The organism is Neisseria sp. 23W00296, from assembly GCF_044772855.1.
Classification (GTDB): domain Bacteria; phylum Pseudomonadota; class Gammaproteobacteria; order Burkholderiales; family Neisseriaceae; genus Neisseria.
Map to the genome: position 1 here is coordinate 2,365,881 of NZ_CP173024.1, position 15,669 is coordinate 2,381,549.

A 15,669-nucleotide genomic window follows, 5' to 3' on the forward strand; every position below is an offset into this window, starting at 1 on the left:
TTCTCAACCTGTGGTGTAAACAACGCGGTTGATTTCTACACTTTGTTTTTCAGACGGCCTTTTATCCGTTCTGCAAGCGGTACAGATAACTGTAATACCCGTCCTCCTGCGCCAGCAGTTCTTCATGCGTTCCCGCTTCCACGATTTGTCCTTTGTCCATGGCAATAATGCGGTGCGCCATGCGTACGGTGGACAGGCGGTGGGCGATGATGAGCACGGTGCGGTTGCGGCAGATGGCCTGCATGTTTTGCATAATGGCGCGTTCGGATTCGTAGTCGAGCGCGCTGGTGGCTTCGTCGAAAATCAGGATGCGCGGGTCGCTGATCAGGGCGCGGGCGATGGCGATGCGCTGGCGTTGGCCGCCGGACAGGCCGGCGCCCTGTTCGCCGACTTCGGTGTCGTAGCCTTCGGCAAGTTCCATAATAAAGTCGTGGGCGCCGGCGAGCTTGGCAGCCTGAATAATGCGCTCGAGCGGCATGCCGGGATCGGCCAGGGCGATGTTGTCGCGCACGCTGCGGTTGAGCAGTACGTTTTCCTGCAGGACGACGCCGACCTGCCGTCTGAGCCAGGCGGGATCGGCCAGGGCCAGGTCGTTGCCGTCCACCAAAACGCGGCCGCGCTCGGGTACGTAGAGCCGCTGGACGAGTTTGGTCAGGGTGGATTTGCCGGAGCCGCTGCGCCCGACAATGCCGAGCACTTCGCCGGCGCGGATGTCGAGATTGAGATCGCGCAGGATTTCGGCACCGTCGGGGCGGTAGCGGAAGGAGACGCGCTCGAAGGTGATGCGGCCTTGGATGTCGGGCAGGGCGAGGCGGGAAGAAGGGTTTTCGGTGGGGCTGTTGAGAATGTCGCCGAGACGGGAAACGGAAATGCCGACCTGCTGGAAGTCCTGCCACAGCTGCGCCAGCCGGATAACGGGGGCGGCTACCTGCCCGGCCAGCATATTGAAAGCAATGAGCTGGCCGACGGTAAGCTGTCCGTCGATCACCAGCCGCGCGCCCAGCCACATGGTGGCAACGGTAACCAGCTTTTGGATGAGCTGCACGCCCTGCTGGCCGATGGTGGCCAGGCGGGTAACGCGAAAGCCGGAAGAGACATAGGCGGCAAGCTGCTGATCCCAGCGGCGGGTCATCTGCGGCTCGACGGCCATGGCTTTGATGGTGCCGATAGCGGTAACGGATTCAACGAGAAAAGACTGGTTGTCGGCATTGCGGGCGAATTTGTCGTTCAGACGGCTTCTGAGCAGCGGGCTGATGGTGGCCGACCAAAAGGCATACAGCGGCAGGGAAACCAGCACAATCAGGGTGAGCCGGCCGCTGTAGTACCACATCACCAGCAGGAAAATGAAGGAAAAACACAAATCCAGCACGGATGTGAGCGCCTGGCCGGTGAGAAAGCTGCGGATTTGCTCCAATTCGCGCACACGTGCCACGGTATCGCCGACACGGCGGCGTTCGAAATAGGCCAGCGGCAGCGACAGCAGGTGGCGAAAGAGCCGCGCACCCAGTTCCACATCGATGCGCGAAGTGGTATGGGCAAAAATATAGGTACGCAGCCCGCCCAAAACCACATCAAACAGGCTGACCGCCAGCAGGCCAACGGCGATTACGTCCAGCGTGGAAAAGCCGCGATGCACCAGCACTTTGTCCATCACCACTTGGAAAAACAGCGGGGTAATCAGGGCAAACAGCTGGATAACGACGGAAACCACCAGCACTTCCAGCAAAATGCGCCGGTATTTGACAACGGCGGGGATAAACCAAGTGAAATCAAACTTGGCCAGCTGCCCCAGCACCGACGCACGGGAAGCGACGGCAACTACGGTGCCGCAATAGCGTTCGGCAAACTGCGCTTCGTCGAGCACGGCGGTTTTCTGTCCGGCCAAATCCTGAATCAGATAGCGGCCGTTGTCGGTTTTGGCAAGGATAAAATGCCGCCCGTCGTCGCACCACACCAAGGCGGGCAGCGCCATCAGGTGCAGCCGCTCGATTTTGTGCTTTACCGGCTTGGCTTTCAGGCCGAGGCTTTTGGCCGCCAGCAGCCATTGGTCGAGCGACAAATCGGCGCTGCCGCTGCCGAAGCGGTGGACGATGTCGGCCGGATTGGCGGCAATGCCGTGAAAGTGGGCGAGCAGGATTAGGGCAGAAAGAGCAGGGTGAGAAACAGTATCAAAAGTCTGCATAATAGGATTGCGAGTCAGAATAAATGAATCAGAACAGTTTATCGGGATGATAAATACTAGTAGTTTGGAATAAAACGAACAGCTGACTTTCAGAATGATTAAACCAAATTATTTTATGGTATTTTGTTTGATGATGCGCCTCTACTGTTTGACTTTTCTTAATGATGCTTTTTTCAGCACCCTTGTGACAACTATACCATTTCCACTATTCGCAGTTTCCGACACGATGCCTTCAAGGCGGGCAAAGCGTTCCCGTTCACTACCACCATCAAGCAAACCGGCATGGTGCAACAGTTCGGCGTAAGACGACAGCCAAGCATAGCGGGTCTCCGCGAGTTTCTGCTGCGTTTCCGATTCGGCCTGCCTCGCCTGTACCACCTGCAGGATGGTACTCAAACCAAGACCAAGACCTTTTTCCGCAGCTTGGAATTTGGCGCGATTGGTCTCCAGCAAACGTTCTTGAGCTTTGCTCTGATACCACTGTCCAACAGTATCGAGATAGGCGCGGCTGACAGCTTGGCGGATCCTGCGTTCGGCTGCTTCTACCTGCATGTTGCTTTGATTGAGGCGGGCAGCAGCTTCTCGGCTTTGGCTGACGGTAAGGCCGCTATTGAAGAGAGGAAGGGTAAGCTGCACAGATACGGTAGCACCACGGCTGCGGTAGTTTTGGCCGCGACCGCCATATTCCTGGCGGTTATGATAATCCTGATAACCGGCTGACGCGCTAAGACGGGGTAAATGGCGGGCTCTGACTTCAGACAAAGCAATACGGGCATTAGCAGCAGCCAACCGCTGTACGGCCAGTTCGGGATTATTACGGTCAGCGTTTTCCTGCCAATAGGTCTGAGGTCTATCTTGAAGAATATCCGGTAGCGGCGAGGGAAATGCGGGAGCTTCGGCTTCGCGGGCATCGAGGCCGGTCATCTCGGAAAGAGTGCTACGTGCAAGCTGTAGCCGGTTGAGGGCAGCCATTTCTTTGGCAACAGCGGCATCATAACCGGACATGGCTTCCTGCACATCAATTTTGGTGGCTGCACCGGTTTGGAACATGGCCTGTGCCTGCCGCACCTGTTGTTCGAAAGCCTGCCGTTCATCTCGGACCGCAACCAGCTGCTCCTGTGCAGATAAAACATCGAAATAGGCACGGGCAGTCTGAAAGGCGGTTTCGGAAGCTGCATGGCGTAGTTGGAAATTAGCGCTTTGTGCAGTAATTTTTCCCTGTTTGTATTGCAACCATCTGCCGCGATCAAACAAAGCCTGCTCGGCCTGAATGCTCCAACCTCTGCTGCGGGTACTGGCAGAAACAGACTCCGGCTGATGCTGATGGAGAACATTAGCATTGACCTGGGGCAACAGCGCAGCACGTGCTTGGATAGGCTTCTCCTGTGCGGCTTTGCTCTCGTAAAAAGCGGCAGCGTAGTCCGCAGAATGTCGCTCAGCGGCAGCAATAGCGTCGCCGAGAGTGAACGCACAGGCAGGAGCCAACATAGAGGAGAAGAAAAAAACAGAAGAAAAAAATCTAGCTAACATAATGGTATAAGTAGTCAGTCAATATTGAGGGCACAGCTTTAGAATATTTATTGAAAGACAGTAGAAAATAATTTGATTCGTCCCAGACAAATAATGTAAATATAATTTAATTATCAAATAAATATTCAAACAGAAAACGTACTACGCATATCGGCCGAAATACTACTCTTACCAACGTAGAGGCCGTCTGAAAACCGTCTTTCAGACGGCCTTTCCCGTGCGTTGCAGCAGCTCGGCGGCCAGTTGGCGGTAGGCCAGCGTGCCTTTGGCTTTGGGGTCGTAGGCCAGGGCGGGCATGCCGTGGCTGGGGGCTTCGGCCAGGCGGATGTTGCGCGGGATGGTGGCGGAGAAGAGTTTGCCGCCGAAGTGGCGGCTGAGCTGTTCGCCCACTTCCACGGCCAGACGGCTTCGGTTGTCGAACATGGTGCGCACGATGCCGAGGATGTCGAGCTTGGGGTTGACGGCCTGGCGGATTTTGCGCACGGTGGCGACAAGGTCGGAGATGCCTTCGAGGGCGTAGTATTCGCACACCATCGGCACGATGACGCCGTCGGCGGCGACAAGGCCGTTGAGGGTGAGCAGGGTGAGGGTGGGCGGGCAGTCGATGAGGACGTAGTCGTAGTCGTCCGCCACTTCGGCCAGGGCGTTTTTCAGACGCATTTCGCGGGCGATTTCCTGCACGAGTTCCACTTCCGCGCCCGCCAGCGCGCGGTTGGCGGGCAGGACGCGGTAGCCGCCGGCGGGGCTTTCGGACACGGCTTCGCGCACGGTGGCTTCGCCGAGCAGGACGTGGTAGACGCCTTTGGCGATGGCGGTTTTGTCGACGCCGCTGCCGGTGGTGGCGTTGCCCTGCGGGTCGAGGTCGACGACGAGCACGCGCATGTTTTCCGCCGCGAGCGAGGCGGCGAGGTTGACGGCGGTGGTGGTTTTGCCCACGCCGCCTTTCTGGTTGGCGACGGCGATGACGTATGCGCTCATGACGGTTTCCGGTCGGGTTGGAAAGGGGGCGGATTGTACCGTTATTTGCGGCCGTCTGAAACGGCACGCGGACGGGTTGCGGCGGCGCTCTGCGCTTTCAGACGGCCTTAGCGCCCTGCGGGCGGAAGGTCTATAATGGCGGCTGTTTTTCGCAGAGGAATCCGTATGATGATGAAAAAATGCCTGACTGCCGCCCTGCTGGCGGCGCTCGCGGCCTGCGGCGGCGGTGAGCCTGCCGCCGATGCGGCGCTGATGCCGCCCAAACCGGGCTTTACCGTGAAGTTTATCGATATTGCCGTGCTCGCGCCGAAACTGCCTTTGGGCGAGCCGGTAATCAGCGAAGGGGAACACGGCGAAAAGACCTACCGCTATCCGGTCAAAGGGTTGCCGGAGGGCAATTTCGTCGCGTTTACGGGCAAGTTTCCGGAAAATATGCACGAGCTGAACGGGCAGTGTATGGAGGATGCGGCGGCAGGCTGGGCGGCGGGCGGCGTGTGCCGCGATTTGTTCGACAAGCTGGCCGCCGCGATTACCGCCAAGCCCGACGAGGTGGGGAAATATATGCTGGAACACGCGGGCTTGCAGCCTGTGTCGGAGCGGCAGACTTACGCGGCGGTGCAGGACGGGCGTTTTGTTTTCGATGCCGACAGGAAGGGCGCGTTTTCGCTGCGGCGCAGGCACTAGCTTTGCGTGCGCAGATTATTTGAGGCCGTCTGAAAACTCCCATTCGGAGTTTTCAGACGGCCTCAAAGCATTTGGGCGGGTGGCGGTCAGAGCATCGGTTCGGACGCGTTTTTTACCGCAGCGGTAACGGAAGCGGCCGCCGTTTTCGGCGGCGGGAATCTGTTTGCCGCATTTTCCGGTGTGGAAGAAGGCGGTTTCTGGCAACGGGCGCAGTGGTTAGCGGCGCAAAAAGGCCGTCTGAAAACGGGATGGGGGTTTCAGACGGCCTTTTTGCGTTCAGGTTCAGGGATGCGCCTGCCATTCTTCCATCAGGCGGCGCAGTTCTTCAGGGTGGTCGTGGCCGCTGTCGATGGCGGTTTGCAGCCATTTGCAGGCGATTTCGGTGTCCTGCGGCACGCCTGTGCCGGAGTAGTGCAGGCAGGCGAGGTTGTATTGGGCGGTGGTGTCGCCCTGGGTGGCGGCCTGGGTGAACCAGCGGGCGGCCAGTTTGGCGTCGGCTTCGACGCCCTCGCCGTTGTAATACATCATGCCGAGGTTGGTTTGCGCTTTGGGGTGGCCGTTGCGGGCGGCCATGGAGTAGTAGGCAAAGGCGCTTTCGAAATCCTGTGCCACGCCGATGCCGTAGTGGAGGGCGAAACCGGATTGGTAGTTGCGTTCGAGCGACTGCTGGAATTCGAGTACTTCCTGATTGTAGGCGGGGTTGTCGACGTGGCTGCGCGAGTCGAGCATCAGCAGGCGCTGCATGGCGACGAGGCTGCCGTATTTGACGGCGTGTTCGTAGTATTCGCGGGCTTTTTCGAGATCGGTTTGGATGCCGAGGCCGTATTGGCGGATGTCGCCGAGCAGGCAGAGGGCGTCGGGCTGGTTGTGGCGGGCGGCTTTGGCGGCGTAGAGGGCGGCTTTTTTGTAGTCGCGGCCGATGTGTTCGCCCGTCAGGTATTGTTTGGCGATGAAGGCGCAGGCGGCATCGTCTTCCTGACGCACGGCCTTGTTGATCCATTTCATGCCTTCTTCGGCATCGGCGGGCAGGTAGCGGCCTTCAAGCAGGAGTTTGCCCAGTTCGGCTTGGGCGGGGGCGACGTCGGCTTCGGCGGCGATGCGCAGATGGTAGAGCGCCTGTTTGTGGTTTTTCGGCACGCCCTGTCCGTGCAGGAACTGGTTGGCCAGCTGCCAGTGGGCAGACACGATGCCCTGCGCGGCGGCCTGCTGGTAGAGTTGGTGTGCGGCGGGCAGGTTGGGGACTTTGCTGTGCTGGTAGTGGCGGGCGAGGAAGATTTGCGCTTGGGGATGGTGGTTTTTCGCCGCCTGCTGCGCCCAATGAACGGCGCGTTCGTCTTGTTTTTCGGCGTAATAGTGCATGACGCGCACCTGCGCGTCGGTGTGGCCTTCTTCGGCCAGCGAGAGATAGGCGGGGATGACGGTTTCAACGGGGACGCCGTTGTCTTCGCGCAGGAGGGCGAGGTTGTAGCGGGCGGTGGTGTGGCCGCCTTCGGCGGCTTTGCGCAGCCAGTAGGTGGCTTGTACGCGGTTGGGTTCGGTGCCCATGCCGTACTGCATGCAGCCGCCCAGTTGGAACGCCGCTTCGGCATGGCCGGCTTCGGCCGCCTTTTCCAACAGGGGCAGGGCGGCGGCGTAGTCGGTGGGCACGGCGGTGAGGTACTGCCGTACCTGCTGGAAGAGTGATTCGGCGTTTTCGGTCATGAACGTGGCGGGTTTATTGTTGTGTCTTTATGGCGGCGGATTTTAGCGGATAACCGGCTTTTTTTCCATCGGGAAAACTGTTCGTCATGTCGGCCGGGCACGCGTTAAAAAGGCCGTCTGAAAACCTGTAAAACGGTTTTTCAGACGGCCTTTTGTCAGCCGATTTCGAGCGGCGGGAAGGATTTGACCAAGTCGTCGACGGCTTTGACGCGGGCGAGGAAATCTTCCAGTTTGTCCAGCGGCAGGGCGCTGGGGCCGTCGCATTTGGCGCGGTCGGGGTCGGGATGGGCTTCGATGAACAGGCCGGCGAGGCCGACGGCCATGCCCGCGAGCGCGAGATCGAGCACCTGCGCGCGGCGGCCGCCCGATGCGGCCGAGCCGGAATCGCGGGTTTGCAGGGCGTGGGTGACGTCGAAAATCACGGGCACTTCGGGGTTGGCTTTTTTCATCACGCCGAAGCCGAGCATGTCGACGACGAGGTTGTCGTAGCCGAAGCTGCTGCCACGCTCGCACAGAATCAGTTTGCCGTTGCCCGCTTCTTTGAATTTTTCGACGATGTTTTTCATCTGCGACGGGCTGAGAAACTGCGGTTTTTTGATGTTGACGACGCGGCCGGTCGCGGCCATGGCCTGCACGAGGTCGGTTTGGCGGGCAAGGAAGGCGGGCAGTTGCAGCACGTCGCACACTTCGGCAACGGGCGCGCACTGGTAGGGTTCGTGCACGTCGGTGATAACGGGCACGCCGAACTCGCGTTTCACGGCGGCGAAGATTTCCATGCCTTTTTCCAGACCGACGCCGCGGTAGGAGTGCACGGACGAGCGGTTGGCCTTGTCGAAGGAGGCTTTGAAAACATAGGGAATGCCGAGCTTGCGGGTGACTTCGACGTATTTTTCGCAGGCAAAGAGGGTGGAATCGAGGTCTTCGAGGACGTTGAGGCCGCCGAAGAGGACGAAGGGTGCGGTGTTGGAGACGGTGATGCCGTTGATGGAGACGATCATGGCGTTTTCTTTCGTAACGTGCGGACAAAAAACGGCGCGGGACGATGCCTGCGCCGCCAAGCGGACGGGTTTACACCACGGAAAGGGCGTTGATGCTGTAACCGCCGTCGACATAGGTAATCTCGCCGGTGATGCCGGAAGACAAATCGGACAGCAGGAAGGCGGCGGTGTTGCCCACTTCTTCGATGGTAACGTTGCGGCCGAGCGGGTTTTGGTCGGCAACGTGTTTGAGCAGCTTGCCGAAATCGGCGATGCCCGAAGCGGCCAGCGTTTTGATCGGGCCGGCGGAAATGCCGTTGCAGCGGATGCCGTCGCGGCCGACGGAAGAGGCGGTGAAGCGGATGGCGGCCTCGAGGCTGGCTTTGGCCAAACCCATCACGTTGTAGTTCGGAATCGCGCGCACCGCACCCAGATAGGTGAGGGCGACAACGGCGGCATTGCGGCCTTTCATCATCGGGCGGGCGGCCTTCACCAGCGCGGGCAGGCTGTAGGCCGACACGTCGTGAGCGGTGTTGAAGGCTTCGCGGCTGATGCTGTCAAGAAAATCGCCGTCCAGCGCTTCTTTCGGCGCGAAAGCGATGGCGTGAACCAGGCCGTCCAGACCGTCCCACGCTTTACCCAAATCGGCAAACAGGGCGGCAATTTCGGCATCGCTCTGCACGTCGCAGCGGAACACCAGCTCCGAACCGAGCTCTGCGGCCATTTTGCGCACGCGCTCTTCGAGTTTGTCCACCACATAGGTGAACGCCAGTTCCGCGCCCTGTTCGCGGCAGGCGCGGGCGATGCCGTAGGCGATGGAGCGCTCGGAAATCATGCCGGTAATCAGGATTTTTTTGCCTTGCAGAAAGCCCATTTGCTTGTCCTTATTGTGAGATTGTCAAAAAACGGGCGCGATTATAGCCGAGATTGCCGGGCATGGGAAAAGGCCGTCTGAAAGCCGGACGGGCAGTTTCAGACGGCCTTTTCAGACGGCCTCCTGCGGCAAAAACAGTTACAATGCGCCCGCACCGCATATTTGCTTCAAACTGCCGCACGCAAGAGGCGGTGAGGCCGTCTGAAAGCGACACTCCAACGAAGTTAAAACCGCATTCCCCCCCCCGCGAAAGATTTGCCGTGAAGGCCGACACTGACGGCCCGGCAGTCGGCTGCCTCTTCCGCTGCCTGCACTGCGGACAGCACATCCTGCACGTCGATTTGGACTAGCCCTTTTTTACCTGCGCCGAAGCAGCACTGCGATTTCAGACGGCCTATACGGCAGACCGCCCCGCCTGTGCGGGACGGCGTTGCAACAACACAAAACACGGACACATCATGACCGCCCCCATGTACACCCTCATCGCCCTCGCCCTCATCCTGGCCAACCTGCCCTTCCTCAGCACGCGCCTGTTCGGCGTCAAAGCCTTGCCGCGCAAACACGCCGGACACCACCTGCTCGAACTGGCCGCCGCCTTCGTCCTCACCGGGGCGCTTGCCCGCCTGCTCGAAAGCCGCGCCGGCAGCGTCCACCCGCAGGGCTGGGAATTTTATGCCGTCTGCGCCTGCCTGTTCCTCGTCGCCGCCTTCCCCGGCTTCGTCTGGCGTTATTTCTGGCAGGAGCGCGACAAACAGTAAACCTGCATTCCGAAACACCGTCCGACAAATACAAACAAAGGAAAAAACATGGAAAACCCCAACATCGCCCAAGCCCGCCTGATCGTCGTCAAAGCCGGCTCCAGCCTCGTCACCGCCGAAGGGCGCGGCATCGACCAAGACGCCCTCAACCGTTGGGCATCGCAAATCGCCGCCCTCAAACAGCGCGGTATCCGCATCGTCTTCGTTTCCAGCGGCGCCATCGCCGAAGGCATCAAACGCCTCGGCTGGCCGCACCGCCCCACCGCCCTCAACGAACTCCAGGCCGCTGCCGCCGTCGGCCAGACGGGTATCGCCCAAGCCTACGAAGCCGCCTTCCGCCCGCACGGCATCCACACCGCGCAAATCCTCCTCACCCACGAAGACCTCAGCAGCCGCACCCGCTACCTCAACGCCCGCAGCACCCTCAAAACCCTGCTGGACAAAGGCATTGTCCCCGTCATCAACGAAAACGACACCGTCACCACCGACGAAATCAAACTCGGCGACAACGACACCCTCGCCGCCCTCGTCGCCAACCTTATCGACGCCGACGCCCTCGTCATCCTCACCGACCAGCACGGCCTCTACGACAGCGACCCGCGCAAAAACCCGCAGGCGCAATTCATCGCCTGCATCGCCGCCGACCACCCCGAACTCGAAAACATGGCGGGCGGCGCGGGCAGCGGCATCGGCACGGGCGGCATGTACACCAAAGTGCGCGCCGCCAAACGCGCCGCCTTGGGCGGCGCCGCCACCGTCGTCGCCTCCGGCCGCGAAGCCGACGTCCTCCTGCGCCTGGCAGACGGCGAAAACATCGGCACCCTTTTTACCAGCAGCCAAAACCGCATCGCCGCACGCAAACAATGGCTGCTCGGCCACATCCGTCCCGCCGGAAAAATCACCGTCGACGCAGGAGCCGAAACCGCCCTGGTCAAAAAACACAGCAGCCTGCTGCCCGTCGGCTGCACCGCCGTCGAAGGCAGCTTCCACCGCGGCGGACTCGTCGCTATCTGCAACGCCGACGGCCGCGAAATCGCCCGCGGCCTCGCCAACTACGGCAGCGGCGAAACCGAACGCATCCTGAAAACCCCGTCCGAACACATCGCCGCCAAACTCGGCTACGTCTGGGAAGAAGAACTCGTCCACCGCGACAATATGGCGCACTGGTAAACCCGCTGCGCAAAAGACAAGAGGCCGTCTGAAACGCTTTTCAGACGGCCTCATATTCACTTGTATTCAATAGCAACTGACGACGTTGCCTTTTTTGTCATGAAGGCAATTTTGTTTATAGCCGTCGTTCCAGCGGTAATCCGTGTATTTTTCTTCCGCCGGTTGGACAATAACGACGGGTTCTGTTTTCGGCGGTCGGCCGTAGATCCTGTCCAATTGTTCGCAAGACGGCGTGCCGTTGCGATGGCGCAGCAAAGATTCCCGCTCCAAAGTACATTTGCGTTCCAATCTTTCGATTTCATAACTGTCGGCGGCTGCAACAACGGCGGGCATAACGGCCGCCAGCATCCAAAACAAACGGGACATGACTTAAACTCCTTATTTGGAAAATAAAAAAACAGTGCCAGAGTAACAGAACCGGCACTGTCGTTTATAAAATAAACCGATTTCAAACTAATTCTGTAAATTGTCTAAAATCTGCTGCAAGGTTTCCTTAACTTGGTAATTATTAGTATCAGCACCTTGATAAATCGTTCAGAATGACCCGAAATCAACAACTTTCGATACATTATTGCCATTAATAATTGCCTTGTTTCCTGAGTTGGAAGTAACAACAAAATACGCCATTTTAATCTCCTTGTTAGCTGAGAATTGAGTAATCAATAAGGTTCATCTAACCGTTTCCAAACAGTACTCTTAATCCAGCAAGCAGACCAGCCGATTTACCAATCATTTTCTTTTATAAATTTACTATTCAATAACATATAGAAAAACAAACGAAAGCAAACAATCATTCAAAACCGATGTAACGCACCATGTCGGCCTACAACTGCCCTTCACAACTTCAGGCCGTCTGAAACAGTTTTTCAGACGGCCTTTTATGTTCAGCGGTTGCTGCCGGCCACCATGTCGAGGAGGAAGAGGCGGCAGTCGAGTTTGCCGTTGTAGAGGGGGATTTTGCGTTTGGGGGTGAGGCGCATGATTTTGGGCATGTCGCGGTCGCCCGTGAACATGCCGACGAGCCAGCCTGCGTAGTGTTGTTTGAGCCAGCTCCCGAGTTGCGGGTAGAGGGCGTGCAGGCTTTGGATTTCGGCCAGGCGCACGCCGTAGGGCGGGTTGGAGAGCATGATGCCGCCCCCGCCGTTGGGGCGGGCGTCTTGTGCGTCGCAGGTGACGATGTCGATGAACATATCGGCTTCGGCGGCGCGGGCATTGGTGAGGGCGGCGCGGGTCATGGCGCGGTCGTTGTCGCCGGCGGCGATGTTTTCAGACGGCCTGTTTTTGATTTGGGCGCGGGCTTGGGCTTTGAGGCGCGCCCACAGGGCGGGATCGTGCACGGCCAATTTTTCGAAACCGAAGCGGCGCATGAGGCCGGGGGCGCGGTTAAGGGCGATCCAGGCGGCTTCGATGGCGAGGGTGCCGCTGCCGCAGAAGGGGTCTTGGAAGGGCTGACTGCCGTCGTAACCGGCAAGGAGGAGGAGGCCGGCGGCGAGGTTTTCGCGCAGGGGGGCTTCGCCGGTGTCTTGGCGGTAGCCGCGTTTGAACAGGGCTTCGCCGCTGGTGTCGAGGAAGATTTGCGCGGTTTTGTCGTCGAGGAAGACGCGGATGCGGATGTCGGGGCGGTGTTTGTCTACCGAGGGGCGGCGGCCGGTGCGCTCGCGGAAGTGGTCGCAGAGGGCGTCTTTGGTTTTGAGGCTGACGAAGTCGAGGCTTTTGACGGCGGCGCGGCGGCCTTCGCTGTGGACTTTTATGGTGTGGCCGTCTGAAAACCATTCGTGCCAGGGGATGTTGCGGGCGAGGCGGTAGAGGTCGTTTTCGCTGCGGTATGCGCCGCGGGCGAGGCGGACGAGGACGCGGGAGGCGGTGCGGGAATGGAGGTTGGCGCGGTAGATTTGTTCGAGGCCGCCTTGGCAGGACGCGCCGCCGTCGGCGGCTTGGATGTGTGTGCAGCCTTGGCCGGCGAGTTCTTGCGCGAGAACGGTTTCGAGGCCGCGCGGGCAGGTAGCAAAGAGGGTGTAATCGGTCATGGAATGGGTTTTCTGCGGGTTTACGGGCGGCCTGTGCCGGACGGTTTGGCGGAAGGTTTACGGGGTATCGGTGAAGCGGATGCCTGCGGGCCGGCTGTTTGCGTCGTAGAGGATTTTGCCTTCGGAGAGTTTTTTGTGACGCAGGTTTTTGACGAATTTTACGGGGCGCCCGTTGCGGTAGGTAACGGTGTAGCAGGAGGGTTCGCCTTGTTTGCGCACTTCGGCGGCGCGTTCGCGGCTGATTTCGTCGTAGAAGACGACGGGTCGGTTGCGCTGTTTGGGGTAGACGATGCCGAGGTAGTGGCGGGTTTCTTCGGCGGCGCGGGCGGCGGACGGGCTCAGGCCGAGAAACAGGAGCAGGCCGGTGAGGAGCGTCTTTTTCATGGCGGGGCAATGTGAGGCCGTCTGAAACAGGTTTTCACTTCGTTGAAGCTTTCGTTTTCAGACGGCCTCATTCCGTTTTACATGCCTTCCATCAGCATGGTGTCGATGCAGTCGCACAGGGCGTGGACGAGCAGGATGTGGTTTTCCTGGATGCGGGCGGTGCGCGGGTGGGGGACGTTGAGCAGGATGTCGCTGTCGTTCAGCATGGCGGCGATTTTGCCGCCGTCGCGGCCGGTGAAGGCGAGGATGCGCATGTCGCGCTCGTGCGCGGCTTTGATGGCTTCGATAACGTTGGCGGAGTTGCCCGAGGTGGAGATGCCCAACAGCACGTCGCCGGGACGGCCGAGGGCGCGGACTTGTTTGCTGAATATGTGTTCGAAACCGTAGTCGTTGCCGATGGCGGTGAGGGCGGAGGTGTCGGTGGTGAGGGCAAGGGCGGCCAGCTCCATGCGTTCTTTTTCAAAACGGCCGGTGAGTTCGGCGGCGAAGTGTTGGGCGTCGGCTGCCGATCCGCCGTTGCCGCAGACGAGAATTTTGCCGTCGTTCATCAGGCATTCGAGCAGCATTTGCGCGGCGGCGGCGGTGGGTTCGGCCAACACTTCGACGGCCTGCCGCTTGGCGGCGATGCTTTCTTCAAAATGGGCGCGGACGCGCTCTTCCAATGTGGTCATGGGTTTATCCTGTGATGTTTTGCAGCCAGACGGGGGCGGCGTTTCCTTCGATCAGCACGGCGTCGATGCGGCAGGCGCGGCCGCGTTTCGGGTGCTGTTGCAGATACAGTTCGGCGCTTTTTTGCAGCTTGACGAGTTTGGACGGCGTGATGCTGTGCGCCGCGCCGCCGAACGCTGCCGATTTGCGGTATTTTACTTCAACAAACAGCAGCACGCCTCCCGATTCCATAATCAGGTCGATTTCGCCGTGCGGACAATGCCGGTTGCGCTCGACAAGGCGGCAGCCCTGCCGTTGCAGAAAGGCCAGCGCGGCATCTTCGGCGGCCTGTCCTTGCGGATGGTTCAGGCGCATTCGTTTTTCCCAAACAAAGGTTTTCAGACGGCCCGAATGTTACGGGACAACGTGTTTTGCTGCAAACAGGCCGTCTGAAAGCTATAGTGGGTCAACACAAAAAGATACAAGGTGGCAAGCCAAAGACAGCATGGATAGTACGGGCCTGGTTTTCTTGGCATTTCCAATGCCGTAGAAAACCGCCCTCTTCGAGCTAGGGGCGGCAACAGCGTAGATTTTTTATTTTGGCTCACTATACAATGCGTCGTTTCCTCACGGATGCAAAACCATGCTGCAAAAACACCTGCAAAAAGCCGCCGACAGCCTCGAATCCGCGCTGTATGTCGTCGCTACGCCCATCGGCAACCTTGCCGACATCACCCTGCGCGCGCTGGCCGTGCTGCAACGGGCCGACCTCGTCTGTGCAGAAGACACCCGCGTCACCGCCCGCCTGCTCGCCGCCTACGGCATACAGACCAAGCTCCTCAGCGTACGCGAGCACAACGAGCGGCAAATGGCGGAAAAAATCGTTTCTGCCCTTTCAGACGGCCTCATCGTCGCCCAAGTGTCCGACGCGGGTACGCCCGCCGTGTGCGATCCGGGTGCGCGGTTGGCGGAACACGTCCGCGCGGCCGGTTTCAAAGTCGTCCCCGTACCCGGCGCCAGCGCGGTGATGGCCGCCCTCAGCGCGGCGGGAGTAGCCGAGTCCGACTTTTATTTCAGCGGTTTTCTGCCACCGAAAAGCGCCGAACGCAAAAAACTGTTCGACACATGGCAGGAGGCGGATTACCCGATCGTGATGTTTGAAACCCCACACCGCATCGAAGCCGCCCTAGCCGACATGGCCGCCGCCTTTCCCGAACGCCGCATGGCACTGGCACGCGAACTGACCAAAACCTTCGAAACCTTTTTAAGCGGCACGGTAGCGGACATTCAGATGGCCTTGCGAGAAGACGCAAACCAAACGCGCGGCGAAATGGTGCTCGTCCTCCACCCCGCCGCGCAGGAAAAAAGCGGAACCCTGTCCGACGAAACCCTGCGCGTGCTCCGCATTCTTGCTGACGAACTGCCCACCAAGCAGGCTGCAGCATTAACGGCACAGATTACGGGCGAAGGAAAAAAGATATTGTATGAAGCGGCGTTGGCTTTGAAGCAGCAGTAATCTCAGGGACTGTCGTACTAGATGAACCCTAATTTTCACACCACCGACGCAATACTTTAAGTTGCTTAGAAGGCGTCCCAAAGTTAAACGAAACCCGCATTCTCTCAAGAACAGCAGAAAAAATTTGCAGCGGGTTCCATTATATTTGCGCAGTACGCGCTTTGCCTGATTCCAAAAATTTTCAATCGAGAGAAGATGAAAGGCTTCCACCCAAGGCAAAGCCGCCGGCAGTGAAGCTCC

The 15,669-nt window shown here is 59.2% G+C and carries 16 protein-coding genes and 1 pseudogene; 4 read left to right on the forward strand and 13 right to left on the reverse strand.

The window, feature by feature from the left end; all coding sequences use genetic code 11:
* Window positions 1-61: 61 nt before the first annotated feature.
* From ACG2K1_RS11915 to ACG2K1_RS11925, 3 genes are all read right to left on the reverse strand, one after another.
* Complete coding sequence (locus ACG2K1_RS11915) at window positions 62-2,182, reverse strand: type I secretion system permease/ATPase (RefSeq protein WP_395429590.1); 2,121 nt, start codon at window positions 2,180-2,182, stop codon at window positions 62-64.
* 141 nt (window positions 2,183-2,323) lie between these two features.
* Complete coding sequence (locus ACG2K1_RS11920; RefSeq protein WP_395429591.1) at window positions 2,324-3,712, reverse strand: TolC family protein; 1,389 nt, start codon at window positions 3,710-3,712, stop codon at window positions 2,324-2,326.
* A gap of 201 nt (window positions 3,713-3,913) precedes the next feature.
* On the reverse strand, window positions 3,914-4,690 hold the full coding sequence (locus tag ACG2K1_RS11925; RefSeq protein ID WP_395429592.1) for a ParA family protein: 777 nt from the start codon (window positions 4,688-4,690) through the stop codon (window positions 3,914-3,916).
* 165 nt (window positions 4,691-4,855) lie between these two features.
* On the opposite strand from ACG2K1_RS11925, the gene ACG2K1_RS11930 reads away from it, so the two are divergent.
* Complete coding sequence (locus tag ACG2K1_RS11930) at window positions 4,856-5,374, forward strand: hypothetical protein (protein WP_395429593.1); 519 nt, start codon at window positions 4,856-4,858, stop codon at window positions 5,372-5,374.
* Between the two features lie 15 nt (window positions 5,375-5,389).
* On the opposite strand, the gene ACG2K1_RS11935 is transcribed toward ACG2K1_RS11930, so the two are convergent.
* The 4 genes from ACG2K1_RS11935 to fabI form a co-directional block, all read right to left on the reverse strand.
* Window positions 5,390-5,578, reverse strand: coding sequence for a hypothetical protein (locus ACG2K1_RS11935; RefSeq protein WP_395429594.1), 189 nt, complete (start codon window positions 5,576-5,578; stop codon window positions 5,390-5,392).
* 78 nt (window positions 5,579-5,656) lie between these two features.
* A complete protein-coding gene (locus ACG2K1_RS11940; protein WP_395429595.1) occupies window positions 5,657-7,075 on the reverse strand; it encodes a tetratricopeptide repeat protein in 1,419 nt (472 codons plus the stop codon).
* Between the two features lie 155 nt (window positions 7,076-7,230).
* The gene (gene kdsA / locus ACG2K1_RS11945; RefSeq protein WP_395429596.1) at window positions 7,231-8,073 is read right to left on the reverse strand and encodes a 3-deoxy-8-phosphooctulonate synthase; all 843 of its coding nucleotides are present in this window, start codon (window positions 8,071-8,073) and stop codon (window positions 7,231-7,233) included.
* Between the two features lie 70 nt (window positions 8,074-8,143).
* Entirely contained in the window at window positions 8,144-8,926 is a 783-nt protein-coding gene (gene fabI / locus ACG2K1_RS11950) for an enoyl-ACP reductase FabI (protein WP_395429597.1), read from the reverse strand.
* A 458-nt stretch (window positions 8,927-9,384) separates the two neighbouring features.
* On the opposite strand from fabI, the gene ACG2K1_RS11955 reads away from it, so the two are divergent.
* A complete protein-coding gene (locus ACG2K1_RS11955; RefSeq protein ID WP_009424828.1) occupies window positions 9,385-9,684 on the forward strand; it encodes a DUF2818 family protein in 300 nt (99 codons plus the stop codon).
* Between the two features lie 48 nt (window positions 9,685-9,732).
* Window positions 9,733-10,854: a glutamate 5-kinase gene (gene proB, locus ACG2K1_RS11960; RefSeq protein ID WP_395429598.1), complete on the forward strand. Its 1,122-nt coding sequence runs from the start codon at window positions 9,733-9,735 to the stop codon at window positions 10,852-10,854.
* Between the two features lie 66 nt (window positions 10,855-10,920).
* Here the strand turns inward: proB and ACG2K1_RS11965 are convergent, their stop codons facing one another.
* The 5 genes from ACG2K1_RS11965 to ACG2K1_RS11985 all read right to left on the reverse strand — a co-directional run bounded on the left by ACG2K1_RS11965 (window position 10,921) and on the right by ACG2K1_RS11985 (window position 14,288).
* Complete coding sequence (locus ACG2K1_RS11965; protein WP_402838213.1) at window positions 10,921-11,187, reverse strand: hypothetical protein; 267 nt, start codon at window positions 11,185-11,187, stop codon at window positions 10,921-10,923.
* 551 nt (window positions 11,188-11,738) lie between these two features.
* Window positions 11,739-12,881, reverse strand: a complete 1,143-nt coding sequence (locus ACG2K1_RS11970) for a class I SAM-dependent RNA methyltransferase (protein ID WP_094030850.1) — start codon at window positions 12,879-12,881, stop codon at window positions 11,739-11,741.
* Window positions 12,882-12,938: 57 nt separating this feature from the next.
* Window positions 12,939-13,265 (reverse strand): hypothetical protein, encoded by a 327-nt coding sequence (locus tag ACG2K1_RS11975; RefSeq protein WP_036495372.1) that lies wholly within the window; start codon window positions 13,263-13,265, stop codon window positions 12,939-12,941.
* A 77-nt stretch (window positions 13,266-13,342) separates the two neighbouring features.
* The gene (locus tag ACG2K1_RS11980; RefSeq protein WP_009424822.1) at window positions 13,343-13,936 is read right to left on the reverse strand and encodes a phosphoheptose isomerase; all 594 of its coding nucleotides are present in this window, start codon (window positions 13,934-13,936) and stop codon (window positions 13,343-13,345) included.
* Between the two features lie 4 nt (window positions 13,937-13,940).
* Window positions 13,941-14,288 carry a YraN family protein gene (locus ACG2K1_RS11985; RefSeq protein WP_094030849.1) on the reverse strand — a complete coding sequence of 116 codons (348 nt, stop codon included), beginning with the start codon at window positions 14,286-14,288 and terminating at the stop codon, window positions 13,941-13,943.
* Window positions 14,289-14,556: 268 nt separating this feature from the next.
* On the opposite strand from ACG2K1_RS11985, the gene rsmI reads away from it, so the two are divergent.
* Window positions 14,557-15,429 carry a 16S rRNA (cytidine(1402)-2'-O)-methyltransferase gene (gene rsmI / locus ACG2K1_RS11990; protein WP_395429599.1) on the forward strand — a complete coding sequence of 291 codons (873 nt, stop codon included), beginning with the start codon at window positions 14,557-14,559 and terminating at the stop codon, window positions 15,427-15,429.
* Window positions 15,430-15,457: 28 nt separating this feature from the next.
* On the opposite strand, the pseudogene ACG2K1_RS11995 reads toward rsmI, so the two are convergent.
* Window positions 15,458-15,627, reverse strand: a pseudogene (locus ACG2K1_RS11995) (IS1595 family transposase); the annotation flags it as partial.
* Window positions 15,628-15,669: the final 42 nt, after the last annotated feature.

Excerpts from the sequence above, each read along its gene's own strand:
- ACG2K1_RS11980 (WP_009424822.1), bottom strand. The coding sequence starts at position 13,936 with ATGACCACATTGGAAGAGCGCGTCCGCGCCCATTTTGAAGAAAGCATC.
- ACG2K1_RS11970 (WP_094030850.1), bottom strand. The coding sequence starts at position 12,881 with ATGACCGATTACACCCTCTTTGCTACCTGCCCGCGCGGCCTCGAAACC.
- ACG2K1_RS11975 (WP_036495372.1), bottom strand. The coding sequence starts at position 13,265 with ATGAAAAAGACGCTCCTCACCGGCCTGCTCCTGTTTCTCGGCCTGAGC.
- ACG2K1_RS11915 (WP_395429590.1), bottom strand. The coding sequence starts at position 2,182 with ATGCAGACTTTTGATACTGTTTCTCACCCTGCTCTTTCTGCCCTAATC.
- rsmI (WP_395429599.1), top strand. The coding sequence starts at position 14,557 with ATGCTGCAAAAACACCTGCAAAAAGCCGCCGACAGCCTCGAATCCGCG.
- ACG2K1_RS11930 (WP_395429593.1), top strand. The coding sequence starts at position 4,856 with ATGATGATGAAAAAATGCCTGACTGCCGCCCTGCTGGCGGCGCTCGCG.
- proB (WP_395429598.1), top strand. The coding sequence starts at position 9,733 with ATGGAAAACCCCAACATCGCCCAAGCCCGCCTGATCGTCGTCAAAGCC.
- kdsA (WP_395429596.1), bottom strand. The coding sequence starts at position 8,073 with ATGATCGTCTCCATCAACGGCATCACCGTCTCCAACACCGCACCCTTC.
- ACG2K1_RS11940 (WP_395429595.1), bottom strand. The coding sequence starts at position 7,075 with ATGACCGAAAACGCCGAATCACTCTTCCAGCAGGTACGGCAGTACCTC.
- ACG2K1_RS11925 (WP_395429592.1), bottom strand. The coding sequence starts at position 4,690 with ATGAGCGCATACGTCATCGCCGTCGCCAACCAGAAAGGCGGCGTGGGC.
- ACG2K1_RS11920 (WP_395429591.1), bottom strand. The coding sequence starts at position 3,712 with ATGTTAGCTAGATTTTTTTCTTCTGTTTTTTTCTTCTCCTCTATGTTG.
- fabI (WP_395429597.1), bottom strand. The coding sequence starts at position 8,926 with ATGGGCTTTCTGCAAGGCAAAAAAATCCTGATTACCGGCATGATTTCC.
- ACG2K1_RS11985 (WP_094030849.1), bottom strand. The coding sequence starts at position 14,288 with ATGCGCCTGAACCATCCGCAAGGACAGGCCGCCGAAGATGCCGCGCTG.
- ACG2K1_RS11955 (WP_009424828.1), top strand. The coding sequence starts at position 9,385 with ATGACCGCCCCCATGTACACCCTCATCGCCCTCGCCCTCATCCTGGCC.
- ACG2K1_RS11965 (WP_402838213.1), bottom strand. The coding sequence starts at position 11,187 with ATGCCCGCCGTTGTTGCAGCCGCCGACAGTTATGAAATCGAAAGATTG.